The 26,586-nt window shown below is 37.4% G+C and carries 21 protein-coding genes and 1 tRNA gene; 14 read left to right on the top strand and 8 right to left on the bottom strand.

From position 1 onward, the window contains the following. Position 1 precedes the first annotated feature (1 nt). A complete protein-coding gene (locus ISU00_RS05710) occupies positions 2–1,189 on the top strand; it encodes a succinylglutamate desuccinylase/aspartoacylase family protein (RefSeq protein WP_228853087.1) in 1,188 nt (395 codons plus the stop codon). On the opposite strand, the gene ISU00_RS05705 is transcribed toward ISU00_RS05710, so the two are convergent. Genes ISU00_RS05705 through ISU00_RS05695 form a run of 3 tightly spaced genes read right to left on the bottom strand, consistent with a single transcriptional unit; the run spans position 1,190 to position 5,586 of the window. Beyond that, positions 1,190–3,091, bottom strand: coding sequence for a M1 family metallopeptidase (locus tag ISU00_RS05705; RefSeq protein ID WP_228853086.1), 1,902 nt, complete (start codon positions 3,089–3,091; stop codon positions 1,190–1,192). A 14-nt stretch (positions 3,092–3,105) separates the two neighbouring features. Beyond that, on the bottom strand, positions 3,106–4,719 hold the full coding sequence (locus tag ISU00_RS05700; RefSeq protein ID WP_228853085.1) for a S8 family peptidase: 1,614 nt from the start codon (positions 4,717–4,719) through the stop codon (positions 3,106–3,108). 6 nt (positions 4,720–4,725) lie between these two features. Further along, the gene (locus ISU00_RS05695) at positions 4,726–5,586 is read right to left on the bottom strand and encodes an MBL fold metallo-hydrolase (protein WP_228853084.1); all 861 of its coding nucleotides are present in this window, start codon (positions 5,584–5,586) and stop codon (positions 4,726–4,728) included. 194 nt (positions 5,587–5,780) lie between these two features. Between ISU00_RS05695 and ISU00_RS05690 the strand changes: the two genes are divergently transcribed. Next, entirely contained in the window at positions 5,781–7,640 is a 1,860-nt protein-coding gene (locus ISU00_RS05690) for a cation:proton antiporter (protein WP_228853083.1), read from the top strand. Here the strand turns inward: ISU00_RS05690 and ISU00_RS05685 are convergent. Both ISU00_RS05685 and lepA read right to left on the bottom strand, forming a co-directional pair. Continuing rightward, the gene (locus tag ISU00_RS05685) at positions 7,637–8,140 is read right to left on the bottom strand and encodes a nuclear transport factor 2 family protein (protein WP_228853082.1); all 504 of its coding nucleotides are present in this window, start codon (positions 8,138–8,140) and stop codon (positions 7,637–7,639) included. The genes ISU00_RS05690 and ISU00_RS05685 overlap by 4 nt on opposite strands. Before the next feature lie 12 nt (positions 8,141–8,152). Next, positions 8,153–9,955 carry a translation elongation factor 4 gene (gene lepA / locus ISU00_RS05680; RefSeq protein ID WP_228853081.1) on the bottom strand — a complete coding sequence of 601 codons (1,803 nt, stop codon included), beginning with the start codon at positions 9,953–9,955 and terminating at the stop codon, positions 8,153–8,155. A gap of 150 nt (positions 9,956–10,105) precedes the next feature. Between lepA and ISU00_RS05675 the strand changes: the two genes are divergently transcribed. Then, positions 10,106–12,523 carry a TonB-dependent receptor domain-containing protein gene (locus ISU00_RS05675; protein ID WP_228853080.1) on the top strand — a complete coding sequence of 806 codons (2,418 nt, stop codon included), beginning with the start codon at positions 10,106–10,108 and terminating at the stop codon, positions 12,521–12,523. 2 nt (positions 12,524–12,525) lie between these two features. Here the strand turns inward: ISU00_RS05675 and ISU00_RS05670 are convergent, their stop codons facing one another. Further along, entirely contained in the window at positions 12,526–13,620 is a 1,095-nt protein-coding gene (locus ISU00_RS05670; RefSeq protein WP_394368535.1) for a TolB family protein, read from the bottom strand. Between the two features lie 117 nt (positions 13,621–13,737). On the opposite strand from ISU00_RS05670, the gene ISU00_RS05665 reads away from it, so the two are divergent. Both ISU00_RS05665 and dusB read left to right on the top strand, forming a co-directional pair. Continuing rightward, positions 13,738–14,964: a M28 family peptidase gene (locus ISU00_RS05665; protein WP_228853078.1), complete on the top strand. Its 1,227-nt coding sequence runs from the start codon at positions 13,738–13,740 to the stop codon at positions 14,962–14,964. Between the two features lie 9 nt (positions 14,965–14,973). Then, complete coding sequence (gene dusB / locus ISU00_RS05660; RefSeq protein ID WP_228853077.1) at positions 14,974–15,966, top strand: tRNA dihydrouridine synthase DusB; 993 nt, start codon at positions 14,974–14,976, stop codon at positions 15,964–15,966. Here dusB and ISU00_RS05655 read toward each other — a convergent pair. Next, positions 15,963–17,165, bottom strand: coding sequence for an ABC transporter permease (locus ISU00_RS05655; RefSeq protein ID WP_228853076.1), 1,203 nt, complete (start codon positions 17,163–17,165; stop codon positions 15,963–15,965). The genes dusB and ISU00_RS05655 overlap by 4 nt on opposite strands. Then, positions 17,166–17,558: a 30S ribosome-binding factor RbfA gene (rbfA, locus tag ISU00_RS05650; protein ID WP_228853075.1), complete on the bottom strand. Its 393-nt coding sequence runs from the start codon at positions 17,556–17,558 to the stop codon at positions 17,166–17,168. Between the two features lie 73 nt (positions 17,559–17,631). On the opposite strand from rbfA, the gene mce reads away from it, so the two are divergent. The 9 genes from mce to ISU00_RS05605 all read left to right on the top strand — a co-directional run bounded on the left by mce (position 17,632) and on the right by ISU00_RS05605 (position 26,532). Next, positions 17,632–18,039, top strand: coding sequence for a methylmalonyl-CoA epimerase (gene mce, locus ISU00_RS05645; protein WP_228853074.1), 408 nt, complete (start codon positions 17,632–17,634; stop codon positions 18,037–18,039). A gap of 17 nt (positions 18,040–18,056) precedes the next feature. Further along, the gene (locus tag ISU00_RS05640; RefSeq protein ID WP_228853073.1) at positions 18,057–19,775 is read left to right on the top strand and encodes a GMC family oxidoreductase; all 1,719 of its coding nucleotides are present in this window, start codon (positions 18,057–18,059) and stop codon (positions 19,773–19,775) included. Positions 19,776–19,778: 3 nt separating this feature from the next. Next, positions 19,779–20,492 carry a gluconate 2-dehydrogenase subunit 3 family protein gene (locus ISU00_RS05635; RefSeq protein ID WP_228853072.1) on the top strand — a complete coding sequence of 238 codons (714 nt, stop codon included), beginning with the start codon at positions 19,779–19,781 and terminating at the stop codon, positions 20,490–20,492. 83 nt (positions 20,493–20,575) lie between these two features. Beyond that, a tRNA-Ile gene (locus tag ISU00_RS05630) sits at positions 20,576–20,649 on the top strand. A gap of 303 nt (positions 20,650–20,952) precedes the next feature. After that, positions 20,953–21,864: a hypothetical protein gene (locus tag ISU00_RS05625; protein WP_228853071.1), complete on the top strand. Its 912-nt coding sequence runs from the start codon at positions 20,953–20,955 to the stop codon at positions 21,862–21,864. Between the two features lie 83 nt (positions 21,865–21,947). Next, positions 21,948–22,253: a hypothetical protein gene (locus ISU00_RS05620; protein ID WP_228853070.1), complete on the top strand. Its 306-nt coding sequence runs from the start codon at positions 21,948–21,950 to the stop codon at positions 22,251–22,253. Next, positions 22,246–24,303, top strand: a complete 2,058-nt coding sequence (locus ISU00_RS05615; RefSeq protein WP_228853069.1) for a 3'-5' exonuclease family protein — start codon at positions 22,246–22,248, stop codon at positions 24,301–24,303. Before ISU00_RS05620 ends, ISU00_RS05615 begins: the two co-directional genes overlap by 8 nt. Then, positions 24,300–25,565 (top strand): DNA polymerase, encoded by a 1,266-nt coding sequence (locus ISU00_RS05610; RefSeq protein ID WP_228853068.1) that lies wholly within the window; start codon positions 24,300–24,302, stop codon positions 25,563–25,565. The genes ISU00_RS05615 and ISU00_RS05610 overlap by 4 nt, the downstream gene beginning before the upstream one ends. A gap of 28 nt (positions 25,566–25,593) precedes the next feature. Beyond that, on the top strand, positions 25,594–26,532 hold the full coding sequence (locus tag ISU00_RS05605; protein WP_228853067.1) for a hypothetical protein: 939 nt from the start codon (positions 25,594–25,596) through the stop codon (positions 26,530–26,532). Positions 26,533–26,586: the final 54 nt, after the last annotated feature.

The following is a 26,586-nucleotide window of genomic DNA, read 5'->3' as shown; positions in this document are numbered from 1 at the left end:
CATGCAAAAAGTATTGGAAATAGAAAACCAAATAGAGTTGAAAAGGATTTTGTTTCATGCAGATTCCAAAAAAACAGGACCGACGGTAGTTTTTTTTGCAGGAATCCACGGAAATGAGCCTGCCGGCATATACGCTCTACAAGAACTCGCCAACGATATTAATAAGAATATTAATAAAGGACAATGCTATGGTATTTTGGGTAATATACCCGCCTTAGAAAAAAAACAGCGATTTTTGGATGTAGACCTCAATCGTCTTTGGACACCTAAACAAATTAGACAGCTAGAAAACGGAAGTCAATTATCAGTAGACCAAAAACAACAAAAGGAATTATTTGATCTAATCAACCAAATATTAAGACAATCCAAGGGGCCTTATTATTTCATTGATTTACATACAACCTCAAGTGAGAGCCCACCTTTTATAACCATTAATGACGCACTAATTAACCGAAAATTTTCAGAGCAATTTCCTGTAGCAACTGTTTTAGGCATTGAGGAATTTCTATCTGGTCCGTTACTTAGTTATATAAACAGCCTTGGATATGTTTCCTTAGGCTTTGAGGCTGGTCAACACAATAGCCATGATTCCATAGAAAATTGTAAAGCTTTTATTTCTTTAGTCATAAAGACCGCAGGGGTTGTTAAAAAAAACGCACTTATTTTTAAAGGCGCTGCATTTAACATTCTTCAAAATAGATGTAAAAACATCGACCACCTTTTTGAGGTAATGTACACAGAGAAACTCAATGAGAATGACCACTATACTATGGCTCAAGGATACGCAAGTTTCCAATTAGTTGCTAATGGGGAGGTTTTAGGAACAAAAAATGGAATTGAAATAGCATCACCCTCATTCGGAAGAATTTTTATGCCTCTCTATCAAAAACAAGGTTCGGAAGCGTTTTTTATAATCCGGACCATACCAAAATTATTCTTTTGGCTTTCCGTAAAACTTAGGCCATTAAAATTAGATGGTTTAATGCCCCTACTGCCAGGTATATCATGGAAAGACAAAAAAAAAGATTGTTTGATGATAAATACCAAAATAGCCTTTTTGTTTCCTCGGGAAATTTTTCACCTTTTTGGTTACAGACAAAAGCAACTAGACGAAAATAGGATATTGGCCTACAACCGGGAACGAATTGCAAAAACAAAAATGTATAAAAACGAAAATTGGTTTAAATAACTACAACGAATTTAAATCAAGGCGATTGTTACTTCGATTTATATCTGCCGAAAATTGATCAGGATCTATTACAATAGAATTAATTTGTTTATTTCCTTTCTTCAAATTAAAAGTATAGGTCGGTTGAGCCCAAGGCCAATCAGGTAACACCTCTTCATTTTTTGACAACGGCTTATTCCCTCTCATGCGCCTAAGCGGAATGTTATAATAAGATTTAGTCCCATCGGCATATTCAACCATTAAGTCAACAGGCATCATCATTTCGCCAATTCGTTTCAATGTAACCTTAGCAGCATTATTATAGGTATCAATATCCGTAATTGCATAATCCACGGTGTAAACAGTATTGATCCAATCTTCGATATACCATTTCAATTGTAAACCAGATTCACGTTCTGCGATACGAATAAAATTATATGGGGTTGGATGCTTGAACGACCAATGTTTAAAATAGGATTTAAGGGTTTTATTTAAATTCTCCTTTCCTATAATATAGCCTAATTGTCCTAAAAAGACAGCTCCTTTCTTATAAACACTATAAGCTGAATTTGATGAAAACCGATCTGCATGGGTTGAAAGGGGCTGTTCATAACCACTTGCCACCAATCTATCATAACTTTTATAGGATGCAGCAACAGGATTTATAGCGTTTGTATCGTTAATAGAATCCATGGCATAAGCTGAAATGTAATCAGTAAATCCTTCATCCATCCACCCATAAAGCAATTCGTTGGTGCCCAACAAAAATTGAAACCAGGAATGGGCCAATTCATGGGCTGTAACCCCGACCAAGCTACCAAGCCTTCTATTTCCTGTGATAAGGGTACACATGGCATATTCCATACCTCCATCACCTCCTTGGATAACGGAATATTGTTTATATGGGTATTCACCAACATGTTCAGAAAAATAGTTCATTAAGGAAGCTGTTTTTGGCTGTAATGCCTTCCAGTTTTCTAAAATATCAGGGTTGTCTTTGTAAAGAAAATGAAGAGTTGGTCCATTTTCCATTTTAAGGGTGTCGTGGATATAATTATCGTCAGCTGCCCAAGTAAAGTCATGTACATTAGGCGCGAAAAAATGCCAAGTTAATTTATCCTTTTTACTATTATCGACAATAATCCCTTGTTCCTGGTAACCATGGCCAATTTCATTAGGATTTTGTAGATAACCTGTCCCTCCAATTGTGAAATCTTTATCTATTGTTATTTTTACATCAAAATCACCCCAAACACCATAAAATTCTCTAAAAATATATGGATCCGCATGCCAACCTTGGGTATCATACTCTGCTAATTTAGGATACCATTGAGCCATGCTGAGTGCAACCCCTTCTTTATTTTGTCGGCCTGAGCGTCTAATTTGGACAGGAACCTGGGCATCAAATTCCATCTCGAAAGTTGTAGATTTTCCTGGTAAAATAGGATTTTGCAATGTTACTTCAAGAATAGTCCCTTCAACCGAATAATCAACTTTACGACCGTCTTGTTTTAATTTTACAACACGTATATATCCAATTTCATCATCCTTGAGCTTTGCGATCCTGCTTTCATATACAGGTTCCTCACGGGTTCCTAAATTATTGACCATTCTTCGGTCTGGATCTGGTATTTGCTGTAATCTTTCGTCCATCTCACTTCCGGGTTGAAAGGCATTTGGATACAAATGATAAAAAACCTTAGTCAAGGTGTCGGGTGAGTTATTTGTGTAGACCAATTCTTGGGTTCCTTTGTATTGCCAATTGGTAACATCCATGTCAATATCCATTTTATAAGATACTTTCTGCTGCCAATAAGAAGGAACTAATTCTGATTTATAACGACTGTCATAATTTTGTCCGTTTGTAGATATGCCAATACCTATTACTAACGCAAAGGATAAGATGGTTGAGAATTTAATCATGGGGAGAAATTCTATTATTTAGATATTTTATCTGCCAAAATCATGGCGTTATACAAATTCACAATTTTGCCAGATTTTGATAGGTCACCAAAACTTTTAATTGAGGAACTATCGCCTCCCACAACAACTTTTGGTGTAATCGCCAAACCTGAATCCATAATTACCTTTTTTACCTGAGAGGCTGTTAAATCTGGAAACCAAGAGCGTATCATGGCAGCAACTCCCGCAACATTAGGGGAAGCAAATGAAGTACCATCAACAAATTCATATTGGTTATTTGGTTCCGTTGTGTAGATGTCAGAGCCTGGAGCGAACACATCCACATTTTTTCTCCCGTAATTAGAATAATCTGCAACAACATTAGATCCATAGGTATCCGCTAAGGCGCCAACAGAAATCATATTATCCGAAATTTCAGTTGAACCTGCAGAAATATCATTCGGGTAGGTAATTTTCGAATCAATATCATAAGCATCATTCCCTGCAGATATAACTAACAACACATCTTTAGAGGCCGCATATTTTATGGCATCTTGTGTCCAGTCGGAATGTGGGCTGTAGTATTTTCCGAAACTCATATTTACAACCTTGGCACCATTATCTACTGCATATCTTATACCCAAAGCAACATCTTTATCGTATTCATCGCCGTCAGGAACCGCCCTAATCCCCATAATTTTTACATTATTTGCAACTCCATTGATTCCTATTCCGTTATTTCGTTCGGCAGCTATAACACCTGCTACCATAGTACCATGGGTTTCATTTGCATGCGGAGGTCTAATATTGTTGTTTCCGTATGGGACGTCACTAATATCATCTGGATTATCCCCTGTTTTTCTTCCTTTATATTCTTTATTTAGGTGATAATTTAAGCGGTCTTGAATGGTTTTTGTGTCTTCCGCCAAACTTTCTCTTACCTCACTGATATTCTCATAATCATTCATAAAATAACTGATGATTTGGACGGACTGTTTTAAACTTGCATCCTCAGTTTTTATAGATCTTACTTCTTCAACCGTATAATTTTTCTTGTTTAAATACTTTGAAACGGCCTCATCTGCTTGATTAAATTGTTCATTTACTTGTTCGTACTGACGTGCATACCCAGAATATTTGTTGAATTCCCTAGTATATTCGGCTTGAGCCGCAGCATAACGCGGTGCAGAAATATCTCCTTTTGCCAATAACCTAACATATTCTAATTGTTCATGATAGGTATCTCCCAGGAAATTCCAACCATGAATATCGTCCACATAACCATTGTTATCATCATCTTTATTGTTTCCTGGTTTTTCACCTGGATTGCGCCACATAACATTTTTTAAATCCTCATGGTTAATATCGATACCACCATCAATTACCGCTACCACAACAGTGGTTCCCTTACGGTTTTTAATAATTTCATCATACGCTTTAATAACACTCATTCCTGGTACAGTGTCTTGAACCAAGTCTAACTGACCCCAAATCTTAAGTTCAGCATCACTTAGCATAGTGAATTTTTGAGGCACCTTATCAATATTTTCAACCGGAGTTGAAATGATAGGAGCTGTACCGCCACAGCCACTTAACAAAAGCCCAAAAAGGGCGACGCTTAAAATTGATATAGATCTAAATATGTTCATTAGCTATTATTTGAAAATATCATTACAGCTTAAACTTTCGTTTAATCTTACGCCTTTTTCAGTTTGTTGAACTGTAATGATTTGGTTATTGGGATCATGTTCTAAAAAGAGATAATAATTATTGTTTGCGGCTAAATTTAAAAAAAGCTCTTTCTCATCTAAAGTTAAAAGGGGTCTGGTATCATATCCCATTACATAAGGCAAGGGAAGGTGACCTGCCGTAGGGATTAAATCTGCCACAAAGCAAATGGTCATCCCGTTGTATTCGATGATAGGGATCATTTGTTTTTCTGTATGTCCACTTGCAAAAAAGACCTTGAACCCTAAGGGTGATTCCTCAAAGGGGGTTGAATTTTTGATGTCTATAAATTGCAATTGACCTGATTCTTTGATGGGTTGAATGTTTTCTCGCAAGAAGGAAGCTTTTTCCCTTTTGTTAGGCTCCACCGCCCATTGCCAATGATCGGCATTAGACCAATAAGTCGCATTTTTAAAAGCAGGAATTAATATAGACCTGTCTTTATTGTATTCAATGCAACCCCCACAATGATCGAAATGTAAATGAGTAAGAAAAACATCTGTAATATCGTCTCGGCTGAACCCAATATCTTGAAGGGATTTGTCAAGACTGTGGTCTCCCCAGAGATAGTAGTAACCAAAGAATTTCTCGCTTTGTTTATTGCCCATTCCCGTATCGATAAGGATAAGCCGGTCACCATCTTCAACGAGAAGACATCTCGCGGCCATGTCGATCATATTATTGCTATCTGCGGGATTGGTTCTATTCCAAATAGATTTTGGCACCACACCAAACATGGCTCCTCCATCTAGCTTAAAATTCCCGGCTTCAATTGGGTACAGTCTCATAGGGAAGGCGCAATTTATTAAAACAACCCGAAATTCAATTTGGGGTTAGGAAAATCTTATGAAAAATGTTAAGGTTTTTATATAACTCTAACCCAGCTCACCGATAAGAACAATGTTTTTGGTTGGGAAAATCAAAAAATACTAGTCAGTTATGAATAAACTTCTATATTTATCAATCGAAGACAAATTCTCCTATGCTAGAACTATCCGGTATTATTATTTTAGGAATTTTGGCCCAATGGATGGCTTGGAAAATGAAAATTCCTGCCATATTACCTTTAATATTAATTGGCCTTCTTGTTGGTCCTATAGCCGCAGAGTTTTTATCTAAAGATGGCAGTAAGTGGATTGAACCAGTTTGGAACGGTAAACAAGGATTTTTTCCGGACGAAGGCTTATACCATTTCGTTTCTTTAGCTATTAGTATTATTTTATTTGAAGGCGGACTTACTTTAAAACGAAACGAAATAAAGAACGTCGGACCTGCGATTACAAAATTAATAACTGTTGGTGCGGCAATCACTTTTTTTGGTGGTGGGGCATTGGCCCATTATATATTCGGACTTAATTGGGAAATTTCCTTTCTTTTTGCTGCACTGATCATTGTTACTGGTCCAACAGTAATTACGCCCATTCTTAGAAATATTCCCTTAAAAAAAGATGTTTCAACCATATTGAAATGGGAAGGAATTTTAATTGACCCTATTGGTGCCTTGGTGGCGGTTTTGGTTTTTGAATTTATTAGCGTTGAAGGGGATCGTGGCTTTACAAAAACAGCATTTGTTGAGTTTGGTAAAATCCTGTTATTTGGTGTTACCTTCGGCTTTACTTTTGCCCATGCATTGGCCTTTGCCATTAATAAACGACTTATACCCCATTATCTTTTAAATGTGGTTTCCCTTTCCGTAGTACTATTAGTTTTTGTGGAATCTGAAATTTTTGCCCACGAATCTGGTCTTCTTGCGGTGGTGGTGATGGGTATGGTATTAGGTAATGGAAAGCTTGAGAATATAAAGGAGCTTCTATATTTCAAGGAGTCTTTGAGCGTTCTTTTAATTTCCATTTTATTTATCCTTCTGGCAGCTAACATCAATATGTCTGATCTCTATTTGATTTATAATTGGAATACTGCCATACTGTTTTTAGTGATAGTTTTGCTGTTGAGACCATTGGCTGTTTTCGTAAGCACCTATGGTTCAAACCTAAAATTCAGGGAAAAGCTATTCATCAGCTGGGTAGGTCCGCGAGGTATAGTTGCTGCGGGTATCGCTTCCCTTTTTGGCAGTAAATTGGTTAAAAATGGAATTGAAGGCGCGGAGTACGTTACCCCTTTAGTATTTATGGTTGTATTAGGCACTGTATTGCTTAATGCAACAACAGCTCGTGCATTTTCCAAGCTTGTCGGTGTTTTCCTGCAAAAATCAGAAGGTATTTTAATAATTGGAGCTTCCAAAATGGCACGGCTCATTGCCCATTATCTATATACAGAAAACCGACATGTGGTACTCATTGACAGTAATCAAACGAATGTTTCTAAAGCAAAAGAACTCGGTTTGGAAGCGATGAATGTGGACATTTATTCAGATACCCTTTTAGACAATATTGAATTGAGCGATGTCGGTTACTTAATGGCCATGACAGCCAACTCGGACATTAATAATTATTCTATTATGAAGTTTGGCGAACAGTTCGGCGAACACGGATCTTTTAGACTATTGACAACGGATGAAATGTCTGGTTCTGCTGAGGTGCCCAAGGAAGGGTTATTTTGTCAATCAGCAGATTACATCACCCTTACTGAGGCAGCTAGAAAATACTCCTCTATAAACGAAATAGAGGTTAAATCCCTAGATCATTACAAGAAACTTCTGAGGTTAACAGGCGACCAAAAGCATACGATACCGTTATTTCTTAAGGATTTGGAAGGAGAGTTACATATCATTTCTTCAGATGAAGATCCAGGGTTTGAAATTGCCGAAGGTTGGATTTTGGTGTATTTAGGAAAACCATTGGATATGGAATCAGCAAATCACCAAGAAGACGAAGAAGATTAATTCTTTTCAATAACCTCCATTACATCACGAATCACCTCATTAGGTACTGTTAAGGATAGCACGTAATGTTGAATTTTATAACTTTTAGAGGATTCATCATATTTCACTACACCAGATCCCCTGCAAATCCCCATCCAACTATTTAAGGTTTCATCAAACCATGCGGTTTTTGGATTTCCTGAGAAATAAATATTTCTTTTAATGGCTTTAAATTCCCATGCACGACCCTTGTCAAAATATGGTTTGGCAAATGCCGCAAACTCTTTCTTAGTCCAAACCTCGTCTTCGTCCGTGCCTATATACATGCCATCCTCAGCGATTAAACTAAAGTAATCGTCAAAATTCGCCCTTGATGCCGCATTGTGCCAAGAAGTTAACAGGTTGTTTATCGTATTTCTTTCAGTTTGGAAAGGATATTTTTGTTCAGGTTTAGAACCACAAGACATCAAGTTTAGGGTCATGGCAAAAAATAATACCATTGTAAAGCTTGAAAATCGCATAGGAAAAATGGATTAATCGTTCAACTTCAATACAGCCATAAAAGCCTGCTGGGGAATTTCCACATTTCCAACTTGGCGCATACGCTTTTTACCTTTTTTCTGTTTTTCAAGAAGTTTACGTTTTCTAGAAATGTCCCCTCCATAACATTTGGCGGTAACATCTTTTCTAAGGGCCTTAATTGTTTCGCGAGCAATAATTTTTGCTCCAATTGCAGCCTGAATAGGAATTTCAAACTGCTGCCTTGGGATAAGTTCCTTTAACTTTTCACACATCTTTTTACCTATGGCATAGGCGTTGTCGGTATGAATTAAAGCGGAAAGAGCATCAACTGGTTGGGCATTTAAAAGAATATCCACCCTTACCAATTTAGAAGACCGCATTCCTATAGGGTGATAATCGAAAGAGGCATAACCGCGGGAAACCGTTTTTAAACGGTCATAAAAATCGAATACAATTTCTGCCAACGGCATATCGAAGCTCAATTCAACCCGATCTGTGGTTAAATAAGTTTGGTTTGTAATAACACCCCGTTTATCAATACAGAGCGACATAACATTACCAACATATTCTGCTTTGGTTATAATAGTTGCCTTAATAAAAGGTTCCTCAACACGATCCATAGACGAAGGATCGGGTAGATCGGTTGGGTTGTTTACTATTATTTTCTCATCTGGATTTTTCTTGGTGTATGCAAAGTAAGATACGTTAGGAACGGTTGTAATTACTGTCATATTGAATTCACGCTCCAGACGCTCTTGGATAATTTCCATATGAAGCATACCGAGAAATCCACACCTAAACCCAAAGCCTAGGGCCGCGGAACTTTCAGGTGTAAAAACTAATGAAGCATCATTTAATTGAAGTTTCTCCATAGAGGCCCTCAATTCTTCGTAATCTTCGGTATCTACGGGATAAATTCCAGCAAAAACCATAGGTTTTACATCTTCGAAACCGGAAATAGCGTTTGTTGTTGGGTTTTTTGCGTCAGTGATGGTATCACCAACTTTAACTTCCTTCGCTTCTTTAATTCCTGTAATAAGGTAACCAACATCCCCTGCCTTAATTTCGTTTTTAGGTAGTTGCTTTAGTTTTAAAGTACCCACCTCATCAGCATTATAGGATTTACCAGTAGCAATGAATTTTACCAATTGGTTTTTCTTAATAGAGCCGTCAATAACCCTAAAATAGGTTTCAACCCCGCGGAATGGATTGTAAAGAGAATCAAAAACAAGCGCTTGTAGCGGTTTCTCAGGATCTCCTGATGGGGCAGGAACACGCTCGATAATTGCTTCTAAAATTTCTTCAATACCTAATCCAGTTTTTGCACTAGCGGGAATAATATCAGATCGGTCACAACCCAATAGATCAACTATATCGTCGGTAACTTCCTCTGGATTCGCGCTAGGAAGGTCAACTTTATTTAATACAGGAATTATTTCCAAATCATTTTCGAGGGCCAAATAGAGATTTGATATCGTCTGTGCCTGAATGCTTTGTGCGGCGTCAACTACCAATAATGCACCTTCGCAGGCCGCAATAGATCGAGACACTTCATAAGAAAAATCCACGTGACCAGGAGTGTCAATAAGGTTTAAAACATAGGTTTCGCCTTTATAGACATATTCCATTTGGATTGCGTGACTTTTTATAGTAATGCCCCGTTCCCTTTCAAGATCCATGCTATCTAACAACTGATCTTGTTTTTCCCTATCCGTTACAGAACCGGTGAAGTCTAATAAGCGATCTGCCAAGGTACTTTTACCGTGGTCTATATGGGCAATTATGCAGAAGTTACGTATATGGTTTTGTTTCATTAAGAAGCTCCGAATAAATAGATTGCAAATATAATGGAATTATAAGGTTGTGGATTTAAATCCATCAATATTTCACTAGGGCCGGCTTATGGTTTTTCCGTAATGATGGTATAAAAACAAATAGTATATTGCAATATTAAATATTGTGAATTGACCCAAACCTATATCCGATATTTCCTAATCCTATTCTTTTTTTCAACAGCAGTCTATTCCCAAAATTTTCAAATTTCTGGATTTGTTGTTGATGAAAACGAAAAAGGCTTAAGCTACGCTAACGTTGTATTAAAGCAAGCTGGGGATGATTCCATTTTAACCGGCACAACATCAGATGAGAACGGTTTTTATTTAATCAGCAATATTCCTGAAGGAAGCTATATAGTCAATGTAAGTTTTATTGGCTACCAAGAGGAAAATTTCCCAATTACTGTTGATAGGCAAATAGAGATGGGCGTTATTCAATTATCGGAAATCACAGAGGCTTTGGACGAGGTAAATATTATCGTAAAGAGGCCAACTATAACAAAAGAAGCAGATAGACTAACCTTTAATGTTGCCAATACAGCATTAATTGAAGGTTCAACATTAAATGTTTTAAAATCTACTCCAAGTTTATTGGTAATTGGAGGAAACATTACCGTAAAAAATAACGCGACGGAGGTATATATAAACGGCAGAAAGGTGCATTTGTCTAACCAAGAGCTAACTGAATTTCTTGAAAATACGCCCGCCAATAGTATTTCTAATATTGAGATAATAACAAACCCTCCCGCAAGCTTTGATGCAAGCAGCGGTACGGTGGTTAATATTGTTATGGGAAAGAATTTAAATCCGGGATACAGTGGTAATGTATTTGTAAATTATACACAAGGAGTATACCCGAGATACAATGCGGGAACCAGTCATTTTTTTAAAGGTGAAAAAACCGAATTTAATGTAGCCTACAGCTACAATCAGAATAAAATAAATACAGATAATAACTATTTGATTAATTATCGGGACTTGAATGATGGGTTAGAGGAAATTTGGTTTTCAGACTTCAATAGAACACGCTGGTCGAAAACCCATAATGCAAACACCAATTTTAATTATAATTTTAATGATAGAAACCAAATTCTAGTTTCTGCAAATGCTTCCTATACGCCGGCCGACGTTTATATTATTGATAGCAAAAGTGATGTTTATAATCCTAACGGTGACTACATTTATGGCTTGAATACCATCAATAATTCAGACAGAGATAAACTAACGGCAAGCGTTGATGCCAATTATCGGGTTCAATTTGAAAACGACTCTAAATTATCCTTCAACAATCATTTTACATATTATAACTACGATGATTTTCAGGATGTAGATAATGACTATATCAACACTTCAAATTCAGTTTTTGATTCAAGCGCGTTCTATTCAGACGCAAATCAACAAACTTATATTATTACATCTGGTCTAGATTACACAAGCAAGGCTTCAGAAATTGGGGTATGGGAGCTAGGAGGAAAGGCAAGCTTTATAAGTACCGATAGTTACATAGATAGGTTCGACGAGATCAACGGCCTACCTGAATACAACACTAATTTTTCAAACGCTTTTGATTATAACGAAACTGTATTGGCAGGCTATCTTAATTACTCAAAGGATTGGGATAAATTAGAACTAAACCTTGGTCTAAGAGCAGAGCAGACGGTGGTGAAAGGAGTTTCTGAAAATACAGCTGAAAACACAGATCAAGACTATTTTAAACTTTTCCCGAATGCAAGCATATCGTATCAAATATCTGATAACACCTCCATATACGGTAATTATAAAAAGAGCATAGATAGACCAAGTTATGAATTACTAAATCCATTTTCAATTTATCTAAATGAAAACACCATAGCAACAGGCAATCCAAACCTTAGACCAGCTTTTGTGGATAGATTAGACGTTGGAATTTCTTTCCTAGAATATTTTATAATTGAAGCATACTACACAAAAGAAAAAGGAAGATATTACGAATTACCTCTTCAAGACAATGCTTCTAAATCAACTATATATACTCCTTTGAATATAGGATCTCATAGAGATATTGGTCTTGACTTTTATTTTATGTCCAGTATTGGCGATAGGGGCTACCTTTCTCTAATCACCTCTTTTTACAATATCAATGAAGATATTATTCTAGCTGGAAACAGAGCCAATATAGAACAATGGTCGAATCTCAGCATAGCAAACACAACATGGGCATTATTAAAAGATAGGAGCCTAAATCTAAGTGCTTCGATCACTTATTATTCAAAGGCAATTACAAGTTTCTCTACAGTTGATGCACGTCTACTTTCAAATATAAGTATATCTAAAAAGCTTCTTAATGGCAAAGGCATATTGTCTTTGGAGGTTGGGGATTTATTCAATACTGAAGATTATCGTTGGGTAACTAGGTATTTAAATCAGGATACTAAATTTACCCATGACCAAGATACTCGCTATGTTAAAGTGGGTTTTAGATACAACTTTGGAAACACAGGATTGAACGCTAAGGAAGTACCTGAAAAATCGGATGAACAAAAACGATTAGACAAAATCAAGGAATAGGGTTAATCCACCCACTCCGCTATAAACAGGTTGGTATCTCGGCCACCACCGTTGTTTCGGTTTGAGGAGAAAATCAATTTTTTACCATCATTGGAAAATACCGGGAAGGCATCAAACGTTTCTCCGTGTGTTATGCGTTCCAAGTTTTTCCCATCTAGATCAATCATATAAAGGTTAAACGGGAATCCTCGTTCGGCTTCAAAATTTGAGGAGAACAAGATCTTCTTTCCAGAAGGATGAAAAAATGGACTCCAATTGGCATTGCCTAAAAAGGTCAATTGCCTTAAACCTGATCCGTCTGCATTGCAAATAAAAAGCTCCATTTCAGTTGGCTGCACCAATCCTTCAGACAATAATTTTTTGTACTCTGTAATTTGCTCTTCCGTTTTTGGACGGGATGCCCTAAAAATAATTTTGGTCCCGTCTGGAGAGAAAAATGCACCTCCATCATAACCCAATTCGTTTGTAATCTGTTTTACATCACTGCCATCCAAATTCATGGTATATAATTCAATATCACCACTTCGAGTGGAAGTAAATACAATTTTATCGCCTTTTGGAGAAACTGTGGCTTCTGCATCATAACCAGGTTCATTGGTGAGTTGGCCAGTAATGTTGCCTTCCAAATCGGCAACAAATATGTCATAACTATCATAAATAGGCCAGACATATTTTCCGTTTTTTCGCAATGGTGCATCTGGGCATTTTTCTCCTCCTAAATGTGTAGAAGCATATACAATATGTTTGTTGTCAGGTAAAAAATACGCACAGGTAGTTCTTCCCATCCCTGTACTTATCATTGGAGGCACAGTGTCTTTAAACGTTTCACCAACATTCATTAAAAACATCTGGTCGCATTCTACACTCCAATTGGTATTATTAGACTGGAAAACAATTTGTTTGTCATCAAAACTCCAATAAGCCTCGGCATTATCTCCGCCAAATGTAATTTGTTCGATAGATTTAAAATGGGTCTCTTCAGGATATATAAGAGAGTCTTTTAATTTCTCAATTTGCTCTTGTCTGTTTTCGATAGAAGAATCTGGCTGTTCCGAATCAGAATTGTTTTTACAACTAGAAAATAGAACAAGAGTCATTAAAATTAATACAGTGGTTTTGGATGTTGACCTGGTCGCACTGTTGTTAGAGAGTTGGTTATATACTGTAAATAGCATTATTTGTGTAATTTTGCACAAAATTAAATTTATTTGAAAATGAGGCTAGCTCTCACTTTATTTTTTTTAGGACTAATTGTTTCATGTAAACAAGAAAAAACCTATACCAACCTAATTAAAGAAGATGTTGAAATTTTGGCTGATGATGCTTTTGCCGGAAGACAAGTGGGCACGGAAGGTGAAATTTCCGCTGGAGATTACGTGGCTGAACGCTTTAAAGAATTAGGCCTTGAACCTGCTGGAGACGTAGGTTATTTTCAAACGTTTAGTTTCAAACCGAAAACGGACCCCCATCAAGAAATACAGTATACTATAAAAGATGGGGATAGTGTGGTGTCTGGCAGAAACGTTATTGGATTTATGGATAACGGGTCAAAAAACACTGTTGTTATAGGGGCGCATTACGATCATTTAGGGCTTGGCGCCGAGGGATCTCTTTATAGAGGAGAAACCCAAGAAATCCATAATGGGGCAGATGATAATGCTAGCGGAGTTGCGGTAATGCTAGATTTGGTTCAAAGGCTAAAAGGAAACCATAAGAAAAACAACTATCTCTTCATTGCATTTTCGGCAGAGGAAATGGGCCTTTTGGGATCTAATTTTTTCGCAAAAAATAGCACGCATCCCGTTGAACAGCTTAATTATATGATTAATATGGATATGGTCGGAAGGCTTAAGGCAGATAGTACATTGGCGGTTTATGGAACTGGGACTTCCGCACGTTTTAAGCAAGCGATAAACAGTAGAAATACAAATTTCAAAATAATTGAACATGAATCTGGGATTGGTCCTTCAGATCATACTTCCTTTTATAACATCAATATTCCCGTGCTGCATTTTTTTACAGGCCAGCATGAAGATTACCATAAGCCTTCAGACGACTCCAATCTATTAAATTATGAAGGCATGGAAATGATTTCTGAATATATTTTTAATGTAATTTCTGAATTGGATAAGGCAGGAAAATTAGCTTTTAAGGCCACCAAAAATGAAAGTGAAGAAGTGCCAAGATTTAAGGTTGGTTTAGGAGTTATTCCAGATTATTTATTTGATGGCAAGGGCATGCGCATAGATGGTGTTACTGAAGGTAGGCCGGGCCAAAAAGCCGGACTACAAAAAGGAGATATTGTTGTTAAGTTGGGCGATAGTAGCATTGTCGATATGATGAGCTATATGAGAGCATTATCTGCTTTTAAAGAAGGTGATTCTACTACTTTTAAAGCAACGCGAGATACAGATACAATCTCCGGAACCATTCAATTCTAACAAATAGGTTTGGTAAAAATAGACAACATAGAACTTCCCGATTTTCCATTATTGCTTGCGCCAATGGAGGATGTAAGTGATCCACCATTCCGTGCTTTGTGCAAGGAACAGGGCGCTGATGTCGTTTATACCGAGTTCATATCGAGCGAAGGTCTTATTCGTGATGCGGCAAAAAGCGTCATGAAGCTTGACATCTACGAAAAGGAGAGGCCTGTGGGGATTCAGATTTTCGGCGCCAACTTAGACAGTATGTTACAAACTGTAGATATTGTCCAAGAATCAAAGCCTGATATTATTGATATTAATTTTGGATGTCCTGTTAAGAAGGTGGTCTGTAAAGGGGCAGGAGCGGGAATTCTTAAAGATATCGATTTAATGGTGTCTCTTACCAAGGAAATGGTGAAGCGCACCCACTTGCCAGTTACAGTAAAAACTAGATTGGGGTGGGACCATAATTCCATTCGAATTGTTGAAGTTGCAGAACGTTTGCAGGATGTCGGTTGTAAGGCTATCTCCATTCACGGCAGAACAAGGGCTCAAATGTATAAAGGAGAAGCTGATTGGAGACCGATTGCTGAGGTTAAGAATAACCATAGAATGCATATCCCTGTTTTTGGAAATGGTGATGTTGATTCCCCAGAAAGAGCAGTGGAAATGCGAGACGATTATGGATTGGACGGGGCAATGATTGGCAGGGCTTCTATAGGCAACCCTTGGTTTTTTAAAGAGGTTAAACATTATTTTAAGACCGGAGAACATCTTTCCCCTGTTGGCATTGAGGAACGTGTGGATGCCGCAAGACGGCATTTGCAGATGTCAATAGATTGGAAAGGGGAGAAACTGGGGGTTTTTGAAACGCGCAGACACTACACGAATTACTTTAAGGGAATTCCTCATTTTAAGGAATATCGTACAAAATTGGTGACTAGTGATGAATCGGTAGACGTGTTTAAAGCCTTAGATGAAATATTGGAGGTTTTTGGCAATTACGAATTCAGTTAGGTCTTTACTAGATTTTCAGAAATTCTTGTGGAAGCCACTTTAGAGGCTAATAGACCTAAAACCACAATTGTCGCGATTACTATCACCAAATTAATCGCTTGAATGGCTACTGGGTAAGGCAGGGAAGGTGTAATCATTACTAAATCGAATTGTTGCTGAAGCACTACAATTACCAAGCCTAACAAAGCCCCAAAAAGACCTCCTAAAACTGTCATTAGACTTCCTTGCAGGAAAAACACTCTTTTAATACTTTTTACCGGCAGGCCTAGATTAAAAAGCGTGTTTAAAGATTCTTTCTTGTCTAGGATCATCATAATCAACGCACCAATAACATTGAAAAGGGCAATAATTATCACTAATGTGAATATGAGATAAACGGCCATGTTTTCAGTATTGAGCATCTTGTATAGCGCATCGTTTAGCTGAGCCCTATTTTTAATTAGCACACTATCGGTGAAAATTGAGGCAATTTCTTGTCTAAGCTCTGCCTCGTTTGAACCCGATCCTAATTTCAATTCAATTTCGGTTACCGTATTTGGCGCATAATTCAATAAATAACGAACGGTTTCAATGTTAGCATAGACCACTGAGTTATTTAGTTCCTCATTAATATCGAAAATCCCAACGTTGCTAACCCGTACTGTTCTGAAGGCTCCTTTCATAGATGTGAATTGCCCTTTCCCCGGTTTTGGAACATAAATGGTGAGTCGCTTCGCGAAATCTAAAACACCAAAAGAAAGGCTATTTGCAATTCCTCCTCCTGCAACAATTTGAGGAGTGGAGGGTTCCATCCAGTACCCGCCAATTAAAAGGGAATCGACATCAGTGACGTTATTAAAAAGGCTGTCCACTCCTTTAAGGGTTACAATTTGTCGTTTATTCTCAACTTCTAGAATAGATTTTTCGGCCACAATCAAAGAAACACCTTGGATACCTTCGAGCCGTTTTAAATTGTCTAATTGATCTTCAGAAACTTCAAAAGATTTACCCTTGCTGGGGGAGATGCTTAAATCTGGATCTACGAAGGATGTAAATTCCAGGCTAAAATCTTTTAAACCGGCAAAGCCAGAAAGAACAATAAATAAGGCTGCAGAAGCAATTACTGTTCCTATTGCCGCAATGCCCGTCATTATGTTTATAGCATTGTTGCTACTCTTAGAGAAGAGGTATCTTTTGGCAATATAAAGAGAAACGTTCAATCAGGATTTTTTACGTTTATCCAATAAATCCCTGTTTTCAATTGGGTTTTCGTTGCGTTTTAGGGATTTGTCAATTCCATCTATATATTCTAAAGAATCATCAATAAAAAATTCCAATTGAGGCATCCGTCGTAATTGATTTTTGGTGCGTTGCGCCAATTCGTGTCTAATTAAAGGAGTATTAGATTTAATGCCTTGGAATAATTCCTTTGCCTTATCGTTGGGGAATATACTTATATAGACCTTGGCAACCGACAGATCTGCAGTTACATGAACCTTTGTTACCGATATTAATACGCCCTTTAGGCCACCAGCCGTGGCTGAACCTTGCAATACATCCGCCAAATCTTCTTGAAGAACTCCGGATATTTTCTGTTGTCTTTGGCTTTCCATAAAACAAAAATATGGGTTATTTATGATAATAATTATTTTAACTTAGTAAATTCTAAAACACTCTTTAGCATTAATGTTCGGAAAAATTGAGCATATAGGCATTGCCGTTGCAAATCTTAAAGAATCCAATAAATTATATGAAAAGCTTCTGGGCACTTCCCATTATAAAACCGAGGAAGTAGTTGCAGAAGGGGTTTTGACCTCCTTTTTTAAAGCTGGACCAAATAAGATTGAATTGTTAGAGGCAACAAAGAGCGAAAGTCCAATCGCTAAATTTATTGAAAAAAAAGGCGAGGGAATACACCATATTGCCTTTGCTGTCGACGATATTAGGGAGGAACTTGCCCGCTTGGAAGCAGAGGGATTTGTGTTGTTAAACAAAGAGCCAAAAAAAGGAGCAGACAATAAACTAGTCGCCTTCGTTCACCCAAAATCTGCAAATGGTGTTTTAATAGAACTGTGTCAAGAAATAAATGATTAACCCTAACTACATATTTAATGCAAATAAAAGAATCGCCTGAAGTCTATGATGTAATTATTGTAGGATCTGGTGCCGGAGGAGGAATGGCAACAAAAGTGTTGGCTGAAGCGGGTTTAAATATAGCAGTGGTCGAAGCCGGACCGTTTTTCGACCCCGCCGACCCCAAACAAATGACCCAATTGAAATGGCCTTATGAATCGCCTCGAAGAGGAGCAGGGACAGTAAGACCTTTCGGAGATTTCGACAGTGCCTATGGTGGCTGGGAAATCGACGGTGAACCATATACCATGAAAGATGGCACCAAATTCGATTGGTTTCGTTCTCGTATGCTGGGGGGAAGAACCAATCACTGGGGACGTATTTCACTTAGGTTTAGCGAAAGAGATTTTAAGCACAAAAGTGTTGACGGGCTTGGTGAAGATTGGCCAATTGGTTATGAGGACGTGAAACCTTATTACGATAAAGTAGACAAACTAATAGGGGTTTTTGGGACCAAAGAAAACTTACCGAATGAGCCTGATGGGTTTTTCTTGCCGCCACCAAAACCCAGACTCCATGAATTGTTCTATATAAAAGGGGCAAAAAAATCGAATGTTCCGGTGATACCTTCACGGATGTCGATGCTTACAAAGCGAATTAATGAAGATAGAGGAATTTGTTTTTATTGTGGCCAGTGTAGTAGAGCGTGTTCTGTGTATGCTGATTTTTCATCTGGGACCTGCTTAATATTTCCAGCCCAGAAAAATGGTGGAAAGGTTAAGCTTTACGTAAACTGTATGGTCCGTGAGGTAACTACTGATTCTGAAGGTAAGGCAACAGGAGTTTCTTATATCAGTAAGGACGACAGAAAAGAATACAAACTAAAAGGAAAAATAGTCATCTTAGCCGCTTCCGCTTGTAGTTCGGCTAGGATTTTGTTGAATTCAAAAAGCAAAGCCCATCCTAATGGCTTAGGAAATAGCAGTGATATAGTTGGTAAATACCTTCATGATTCCACTGGTGGAGATTTAGGAGCTTTTGTTCCTGATCTCATGAATCGAAAAACATATAATGAAAGCGGCGTTGGCGGTATGCATGTATATTCGCCTTGGTGGTTAGACAATAAAAATTTAGATTTCCCTAGAGGTTATCATATCGAAGTTTGGGGAGGTTTAGGAATGCCGAGCTATGGTTTTGGTTTCGACTTTAACGCCCTCAATAGATTCTTTGGAATAAAAACGGGTGGTTATGGAGAAAGCATTCGCCAAGATGTGAAGAAATACTATGGAGCTACTGTGGGTATGTCAGGAAGAGGAGAAGCAATTGCACTAAAAGATAATTATTGTGAGATAGACCCTAATGTAACGGACGAGTTTGGTATACCAGTATTGCGATTCCATTACAAATGGAGCGATTTTGAGCGAAAGCAGGCAAAACACATGCAAGATACCTTTGAAGAAATTATTCATAACATGGGCGGCGAACTACTTTGGAATAAAGGAACCAAAGAAAACGATTATGGTTTAACGAATCCAGGACAGATAATACATGAAGTAGGTACGACCAGGATGGGTGACAATCCTAATACGTCAGTGGTAAATGAGTTTAACCAAATGCACGATGTAGATAATGTATTTATAGTTGATGCCGGACCATTCGTTTCACAAGCCGATAAAAATCCGACCTGGACAATTTTAGCCTTATCATGGCGCGCATCTGATTATATAGTGGATCAATTGAAAAAACAAAATATTTAAGCGATGAAACGAAGAGACAGTTTAAAATATATAGTACTTGGTTCAGCCGCAGCAACGCTTCCATTGCAAGGTTGCGAAACAAAAGAGAAAGAAGAGGCTGTAATAAGCCCTCCAGAAACTGACGAGCATCATTATGGACGCACAGAGGAGGAGAAAGCACGTGATAAACGTTTGATGGAAGAAACTTTCTTTACCGATCATGAAATGGAAACCATTACGGTTTTGGCGGCTCTCATTCTTCCAGCAAATGAAAAATTTGGCAGTGCGGTAGATGCGGGCGTTCCTGACTTTATTGAATTTATTGTGAAAGATATGCCTTACCACCAGGTGCCGATGCGTGGTGGATTAATGTGGATGGACCACCGGGCTAATTCTATATTTGGGAAAGAATTTAAATCTTTGGTTGAAACCGAACAGAAACAACTATTGGATGAAATTGCCTTTAATGACGAAAATGCTTCTGATGAGGTAAAGCCTGGGATTGCATTTTTCCGATTAATGAGAAATTTAACGGTAACAGGCTATTATACTTCTGAAATTGGATTGCAAGATCTCGATTTTAAAGGGAATACTCCTAATGTTTGGGACGGTGTTCCTGAGGATGTATTACAACAACACGGCGTAGCTTATGATCCTGATTGGCTAACAAAATGTGTAGATCAGAGTAAACGAGGTGACATTGCACAATGGGATGATGAGGGTAATTTAATTACTTAAATAAACTCCTTTAATGGAATAGTGTAGTTTTCTTGTGGGAAACTAAAATATGTAGTAATATTGCAGACCTTTTTTAAAGGTTGGGTCCCATAGCTCAGTTGGTTAGAGCATCTGACTCATAATCAGAGGGTCCCTGGTTCGAGCCCAGGTGGGACCACGATAAACGGATGTAAAGCCTTGATAATCAGATGTGTTATCAAGGCTTTTTTAATTCCGCTCGACTATATGCTCAACTTTTGCTGGAAACCCTTGATATCATTGAAGTCCCGCTATCTGCACCTATTTCAAGAAATAATAATAAAATGAATTTGTTATGATCATTTACTAAAAGTTGAGCACCGCTGAAGATTCTGTACATCGCATCTCTAAAGAGCTTACAAAAGTTTCCCTTTTCGTCAACCTACTTATTTTTTAATTTTGTTTGGGCTGCTCAATCCAAGTGGCCCCAAAAGTGATACCAATGCCAAAGGAAAAACCAAGTCGAACCAAAATCACGCAAAGCGATATCCCACCAAAATCTGCAAGTGAGATATTCGGTTTCATTGACCGACTATTAAACAAAGAAAAGCTTTCCAAAAAATATTTCGATGAGAATATCTACACCTTTAATCCCATCGAGAGATATTATTTATGCGATACACTCAAAAAATACCTTACGGATCAAAACCGTAAAAATTATTTGATTGATTGGCTTGAATTTCAGTATAAGGTACATATGGAAAACGATGCACATGAAGATTATGAAGTATTTGAAAACACTATAGTCTCTAATAAAAATAAACTTCTTCATCACATCGATTACATTTTTCCATCAATTGCTAGTAGCGCTTTAGATTTGAAGCGACATGAGGTACCATTATATCTTAGAGACGAGATTTTTGATGGAAAGGCAATTGATAGCAGAATTCCTTTACTGTATAAACCGGATAACTTCAAACGTATATTTTTGAATATTTGGGCGGAAGATCTGACCACCCAGGAAGCAGATACGATGTTTAAAAATTCATTTTGGAAAAGCTCTTTAGACCGTAGGCCTATTACATTGAATCTACATATAGACAGGAAAAGCAAAATCACTAGAAATATGGCAATTACCTACAAAGAATACAAATCCCATATTAGCAAACAGGCTGAAAAGACTATTATAGACTATAAAAAATATCTAAAAACTTTACCACCTGTTCGAACTCAATTTATGTCCAAATATGAATGGCGTGAAATACCGAGAGAACCATTTGCATATGCCTTATATAATGCGTTTCCTTATTACCGTGATCGTTTAGCATTGAAAAAATTGAATGATTCTCAGTACAACGAAAGCACTTTCTTCGAAAACATGGTCAAAAACTTTTCCACCAAAAGGAACGCGTAAATCGTACAATATTATTTAAATAATTACGCGTTAAATTAAACGACCTATCTCCTAAATAAATTCGCATTCTAAACATTTTGTTTATGGATGCAAAATCACTCCATTTTCTTGCAAAGTTTTTTGAGAGCTTTGGCGCTGAGGTTGCGCAGCTCACCGCCGAAAAGGTGGGTGAGCTGATACCGCAAGCACAGGGGGAAAGATCACAAAATCTTATGGATGCTACAGAAATATGTCAGTATCTGGGGATTTCGGTCTCCCATTTCTATAAGGTTAAGAAAAAGCATGGAAAAAAATTTCCGACGGTAAACATCGACGGAGCAATAAGGTTCAATCCTTTACATGTTGAAGAATACTTCTCTAACCACAATAATAAGGATACAAATGGTTAGAAAGAAAAAATTCTCGATTGAACGTATGCAATGGCGTCCTTATGTGGTTGACCAAAATGATAAAGGTGAATGGATAATTACGATTCCGACTTATTACTTCATTGAATTCTTAGCCGAGCTAGGTTATCGATATACCATGTACCAGAATAAGGCCCAAGTGATTAGGGTGATTGATAAAGTTATTTATTTCTTTGAGGACTATTCAGAAATCATCGAAACAATAAAAAAATGGTTTAAAGAAAATTCTGAAAACGGAGAAATAGAAGGTGTTTCAGTTGATTCAATTTTTACCAAACTGATGAACAAAACACCGATGTTGTTCAGCTGGATCAACCTTAAATTTCTTCCCTTAGTTTCAATTAAACTTTTGAAGGATAGAGCAGACACTGTCTATATCCCTTTTAAAAATGTCGTTTTAGAGGTAAGAGGCAATCAAATCAAATGTATTAAGTATAGAAAGTTAAAGGGACATATCCTTGCTACCGATATACTGCCACGAAAATTTGTTGAAATAAAAGAACCTCGTCTATTTTCTACCTGCCCATTCACAGTTTTCCTTTTCAATGCTATGAATAGAGATATCAAACGTTTTGTTTGCATGTTAAATACGACAGGTTATTTGCTATCTCGGTATCAGGTTCCTTCACAAATGAAAGCGGTAATACTTATGGATGAAGGGATAAATGAGCTTAACTCTGCCATGGGCGGCAGGGGTAAAACACTTTTTACTAATGGCCTTACCAAAATACGCAATTTGGTTCCAATCTCAGGTAAGGATTTTGATAGCAGGTACAATTTTGCATTTCAAAGAATAGATCATTCCACTGACATTATGTTGGTGAATGACGCTAAGCCGGATTTAGACATTTCAGATTTCTTTGTGCGCATTACCGATGGCTTTTCTGTCCACAAAAAATATGAGAAGGAGTTTGTTATTCAAATGGAGGATATGCCTAAAACGGTTATCACTACCAACTATGTTGTTAAGGCTCCATCTGGAAATTCCAGTGAGAGGCGAATGCACCAAATCGAATTTAGTGACTACTATGGCAAGGACAGAACGGTTTATGATGATCTAGGCCATCATTTATTCGAGGATTGGACCGCTAAACAATGGTCGTTGTTCGATTTGTTCATGATCCAGTGCATCATGCATTATCTCAGACATGGATTATTGACACCTCCACAGATAAATATTGCTGAGAGACGTGCCATAATGGAAATTGGCATTGAAACAATGGAATATTTGGATTCTAAGTCCGCTGAAAAAAACAAACATCATAAGGGTGAGCTGTACAAGGAATTTGTAACTGGCGGCTATATAGATGCCAAGTATAAACCTTCACGAAGGACTTTTATAATAAAGGTTAAAAAATTCCTGGATTATAAGAACCTACCCTACAGAGAGGTTCCTTCTGGCACTAAATCCTTTATAGAAATTATAAGCGATGACGACCATGATAACTACTCTACGATTGACGACATCAACACAGACTATAGGACAGTAGACACAGAGAACAAGATTACTAGGATGATTAATCTGATGGAAAAACATTTCAACACCATAGACGACCCAATACTTGCACTTGATTTTGAAACGGATGGTTTGGACGTTCACACCAATGAACCTGTGAGTCTTGCATTATCGTTTAAACCTAAGACCGGATTTAACATTATTCTTCCAAAAAATATAGTGAAGCGTAATAAGCTAATTGCCCCAATTATAAATTACCTCGAGGATGATAGCATTACAAAGGTGATGCACAACGCAAAATTTGACCTTAAGTTCTTCGAAAAATTAGGAATTCGTCTTAAAGGAGAAGTGCATGATACCATGATTTTGGATTATGTAATAGATCCCACCTCTAAATCTCATGGGCTTAAACAAATTGCATCTAAGCACCTCAACTATAAAATGATTGACTATAAAACGATGAGTGAAGGTAAAGATATTAAGGATGTCGACACAGCAAGGCTTACCAGATATGCTGTTGAGGACGCGGATATAACCCTCCAACTTTACCACCTATTAAAAAACAAAATATTATGAAAGCAACTTATGACCTTGAAAGGAAACTTGTTGAAGTGGTCACCAAAATGGAGTTTGTCGGGATCTGTATAGATGCCAAATTACGAAACCAATGTAAAGTGGAGCTTGAATCACTTAGGGATGAGCTATTACAACAAATTTCAACATTTACTACAGGCGATTTCAACATCAACAGCACCAAGGATCTCAGCGGCTTATTATTTGGGACACTTGGCATAACGCCAAAAATTGAGAAATCAAACAATAGCGGTAATTATCCGGTCGACAAAATCCACCTTTTAAAACTGGTAGAACAGCACGAAATTATTCCTTTCATATTAAAGTACAGAAAGGTTTGTGCGCTTTTAAAATTCTGTACACAACTAGAGAAGGTAAACCCAGTAACAAATCGTCTACATACGCAGTTTAACCAGATTGGAACAGATACGGGACGCTTTTCTTCCAGTAAACCTAACCTGCAAAATATTCCAAACCCAAAATCGAAAAATCCAGATGACAGGTTACTAACTATTGAGGGGGAATTCAGGCAAATGTTCATACCTAAAAACGGGTGGCTATTTGTGTGTGCCGACTATTCACAGATCGAGTTGAGGATTATGGCACATTATAGCCAAGACCCTTTCCTTCTTAAAGCATATGAACTGAACCAAGACCTCCATAAGTTAACAGCGTCACAAATTTATAATGTCAAATTCGACCAGGTCACTGACCAACAGCGTAACATAGCCAAATCAATAAATTTTGGATTAATCTACGGAAAGACTGCATATGGCCTAGCCCCAGACCTAACGCGGATTACTGGAAATCATCACACCCATGAAGAAGCTCAGAAGATAATAGACGCCTACTTTGAAAAGCTTCCAGCTGTTAAAAACTGTCTGAACTCTTTTATAGATCAGGCGGACAATTTAGGATATAGCGAGACCTATTTGGGCAGAAGGCGACCCATTCCGCAATTGGCCTCTAATAAAACCTCTGAGCGCGAAGCGGGAAAACGCATTGCTATGAATACTCCAATACAAGGAACTGCAGCAGACATCATTAAGATGGCGATGGTAAAATGTGATGATGCAATAAAAAAAGAAGGTCTAAAAGCTAAATTACTGCTGACAGTGCACGATGAACTTCTTTTTGAAGCACCCAAGTCCGAGCAGCAGGAAATGGAACAATTAGTACGTGAAAATATGGAAAATGCAGCCAAGCTTTTAGTTCAGCTAAAAGTTGACTTGAAGACAGGAAATAATTGGGCGGAAGTCCACTAAATATATGTTTAATCTAATCTTTACAACAATGAAAATTCACTATTTAAAAAAAGATTCAATACTGAAATTGTACAATTACAATGTAGATGGAATCCGCCTTAAAAAAGTAGGCGATGAAATCGAAAATTTAAACATGGATGCTTTGAAAGAACATCCTAGGCTTAAGAACACTTTTCAACTCTCTGATCGGCTTTCAGATCGATACCATGTAAATAATATTAAGATTTATAAGGCAAAGAATTACATTCAGATTGATACTAGCCTTCCATATCTCTATTTTGGTCACAATCACATTTCTCTTAGTTCTGTTGAAGCATTTCAAATACTACAGGAGCTATCGCAAGTTTTAAATGTAGGCCTTGATGATGCTGAAATAATTGAAATGGAATATGGTGCTTTTATGCCATTAGATCGTCCATTGAAAGAATATCTTCCAGATATTTTAGGTGTAAGACATATGAATCTTATTTATAGCAAAGACTACATTAAAGTCTTTGCAATGCATGCACTTGCTTTTAAGATCTATGATCCTATTGTGAACGCTAAAAGGAAAAAAGTGTATTCGATATCTCAATTTCAAGACCCGTATCTCGCTAAAATTGAACTGAAATCTGACCCAGGAATGTTATCTTATTCGGACGCCCAATCAGTTTCGGATTTAAATAGTTCTGATTTAGATATCCGTTTTAGAGCTTCAGTAGTTCACGAGATCAACGCCTTGCATATTCTCAATTCTGAGGTTAATCTTAACGGGGGTTCAACAATGACTGAGATTCTTTTTGCGGCTCTAAAATCACTTGAAGAAAAATTCGAAACGCCAGTTGAAAACTTTATTAAACAGGTTATTTCTAAATCTTCTTTGTCACCATCACAAAAAAGCAAAAGGTATACAAAATTAATGTCGCTAGGCTATGATCATTCCACTAGACCCAATGATAATTCGGAAAATGGAAAATCTAAAGATTAACTGATAATAAATAGCCATCAGGTATTTTTTCCTGATGGTTATTCAATCAAAAAA

The sequence above is a fragment of the Aegicerativicinus sediminis genome, assembly GCF_015476115.1.
Classification (GTDB): domain Bacteria; phylum Bacteroidota; class Bacteroidia; order Flavobacteriales; family Flavobacteriaceae; genus Aegicerativicinus; species Aegicerativicinus sediminis.
Note: the sequence above shows the minus strand (reverse complement) of the source record. Positions and strands in the feature narration are given on the sequence as shown.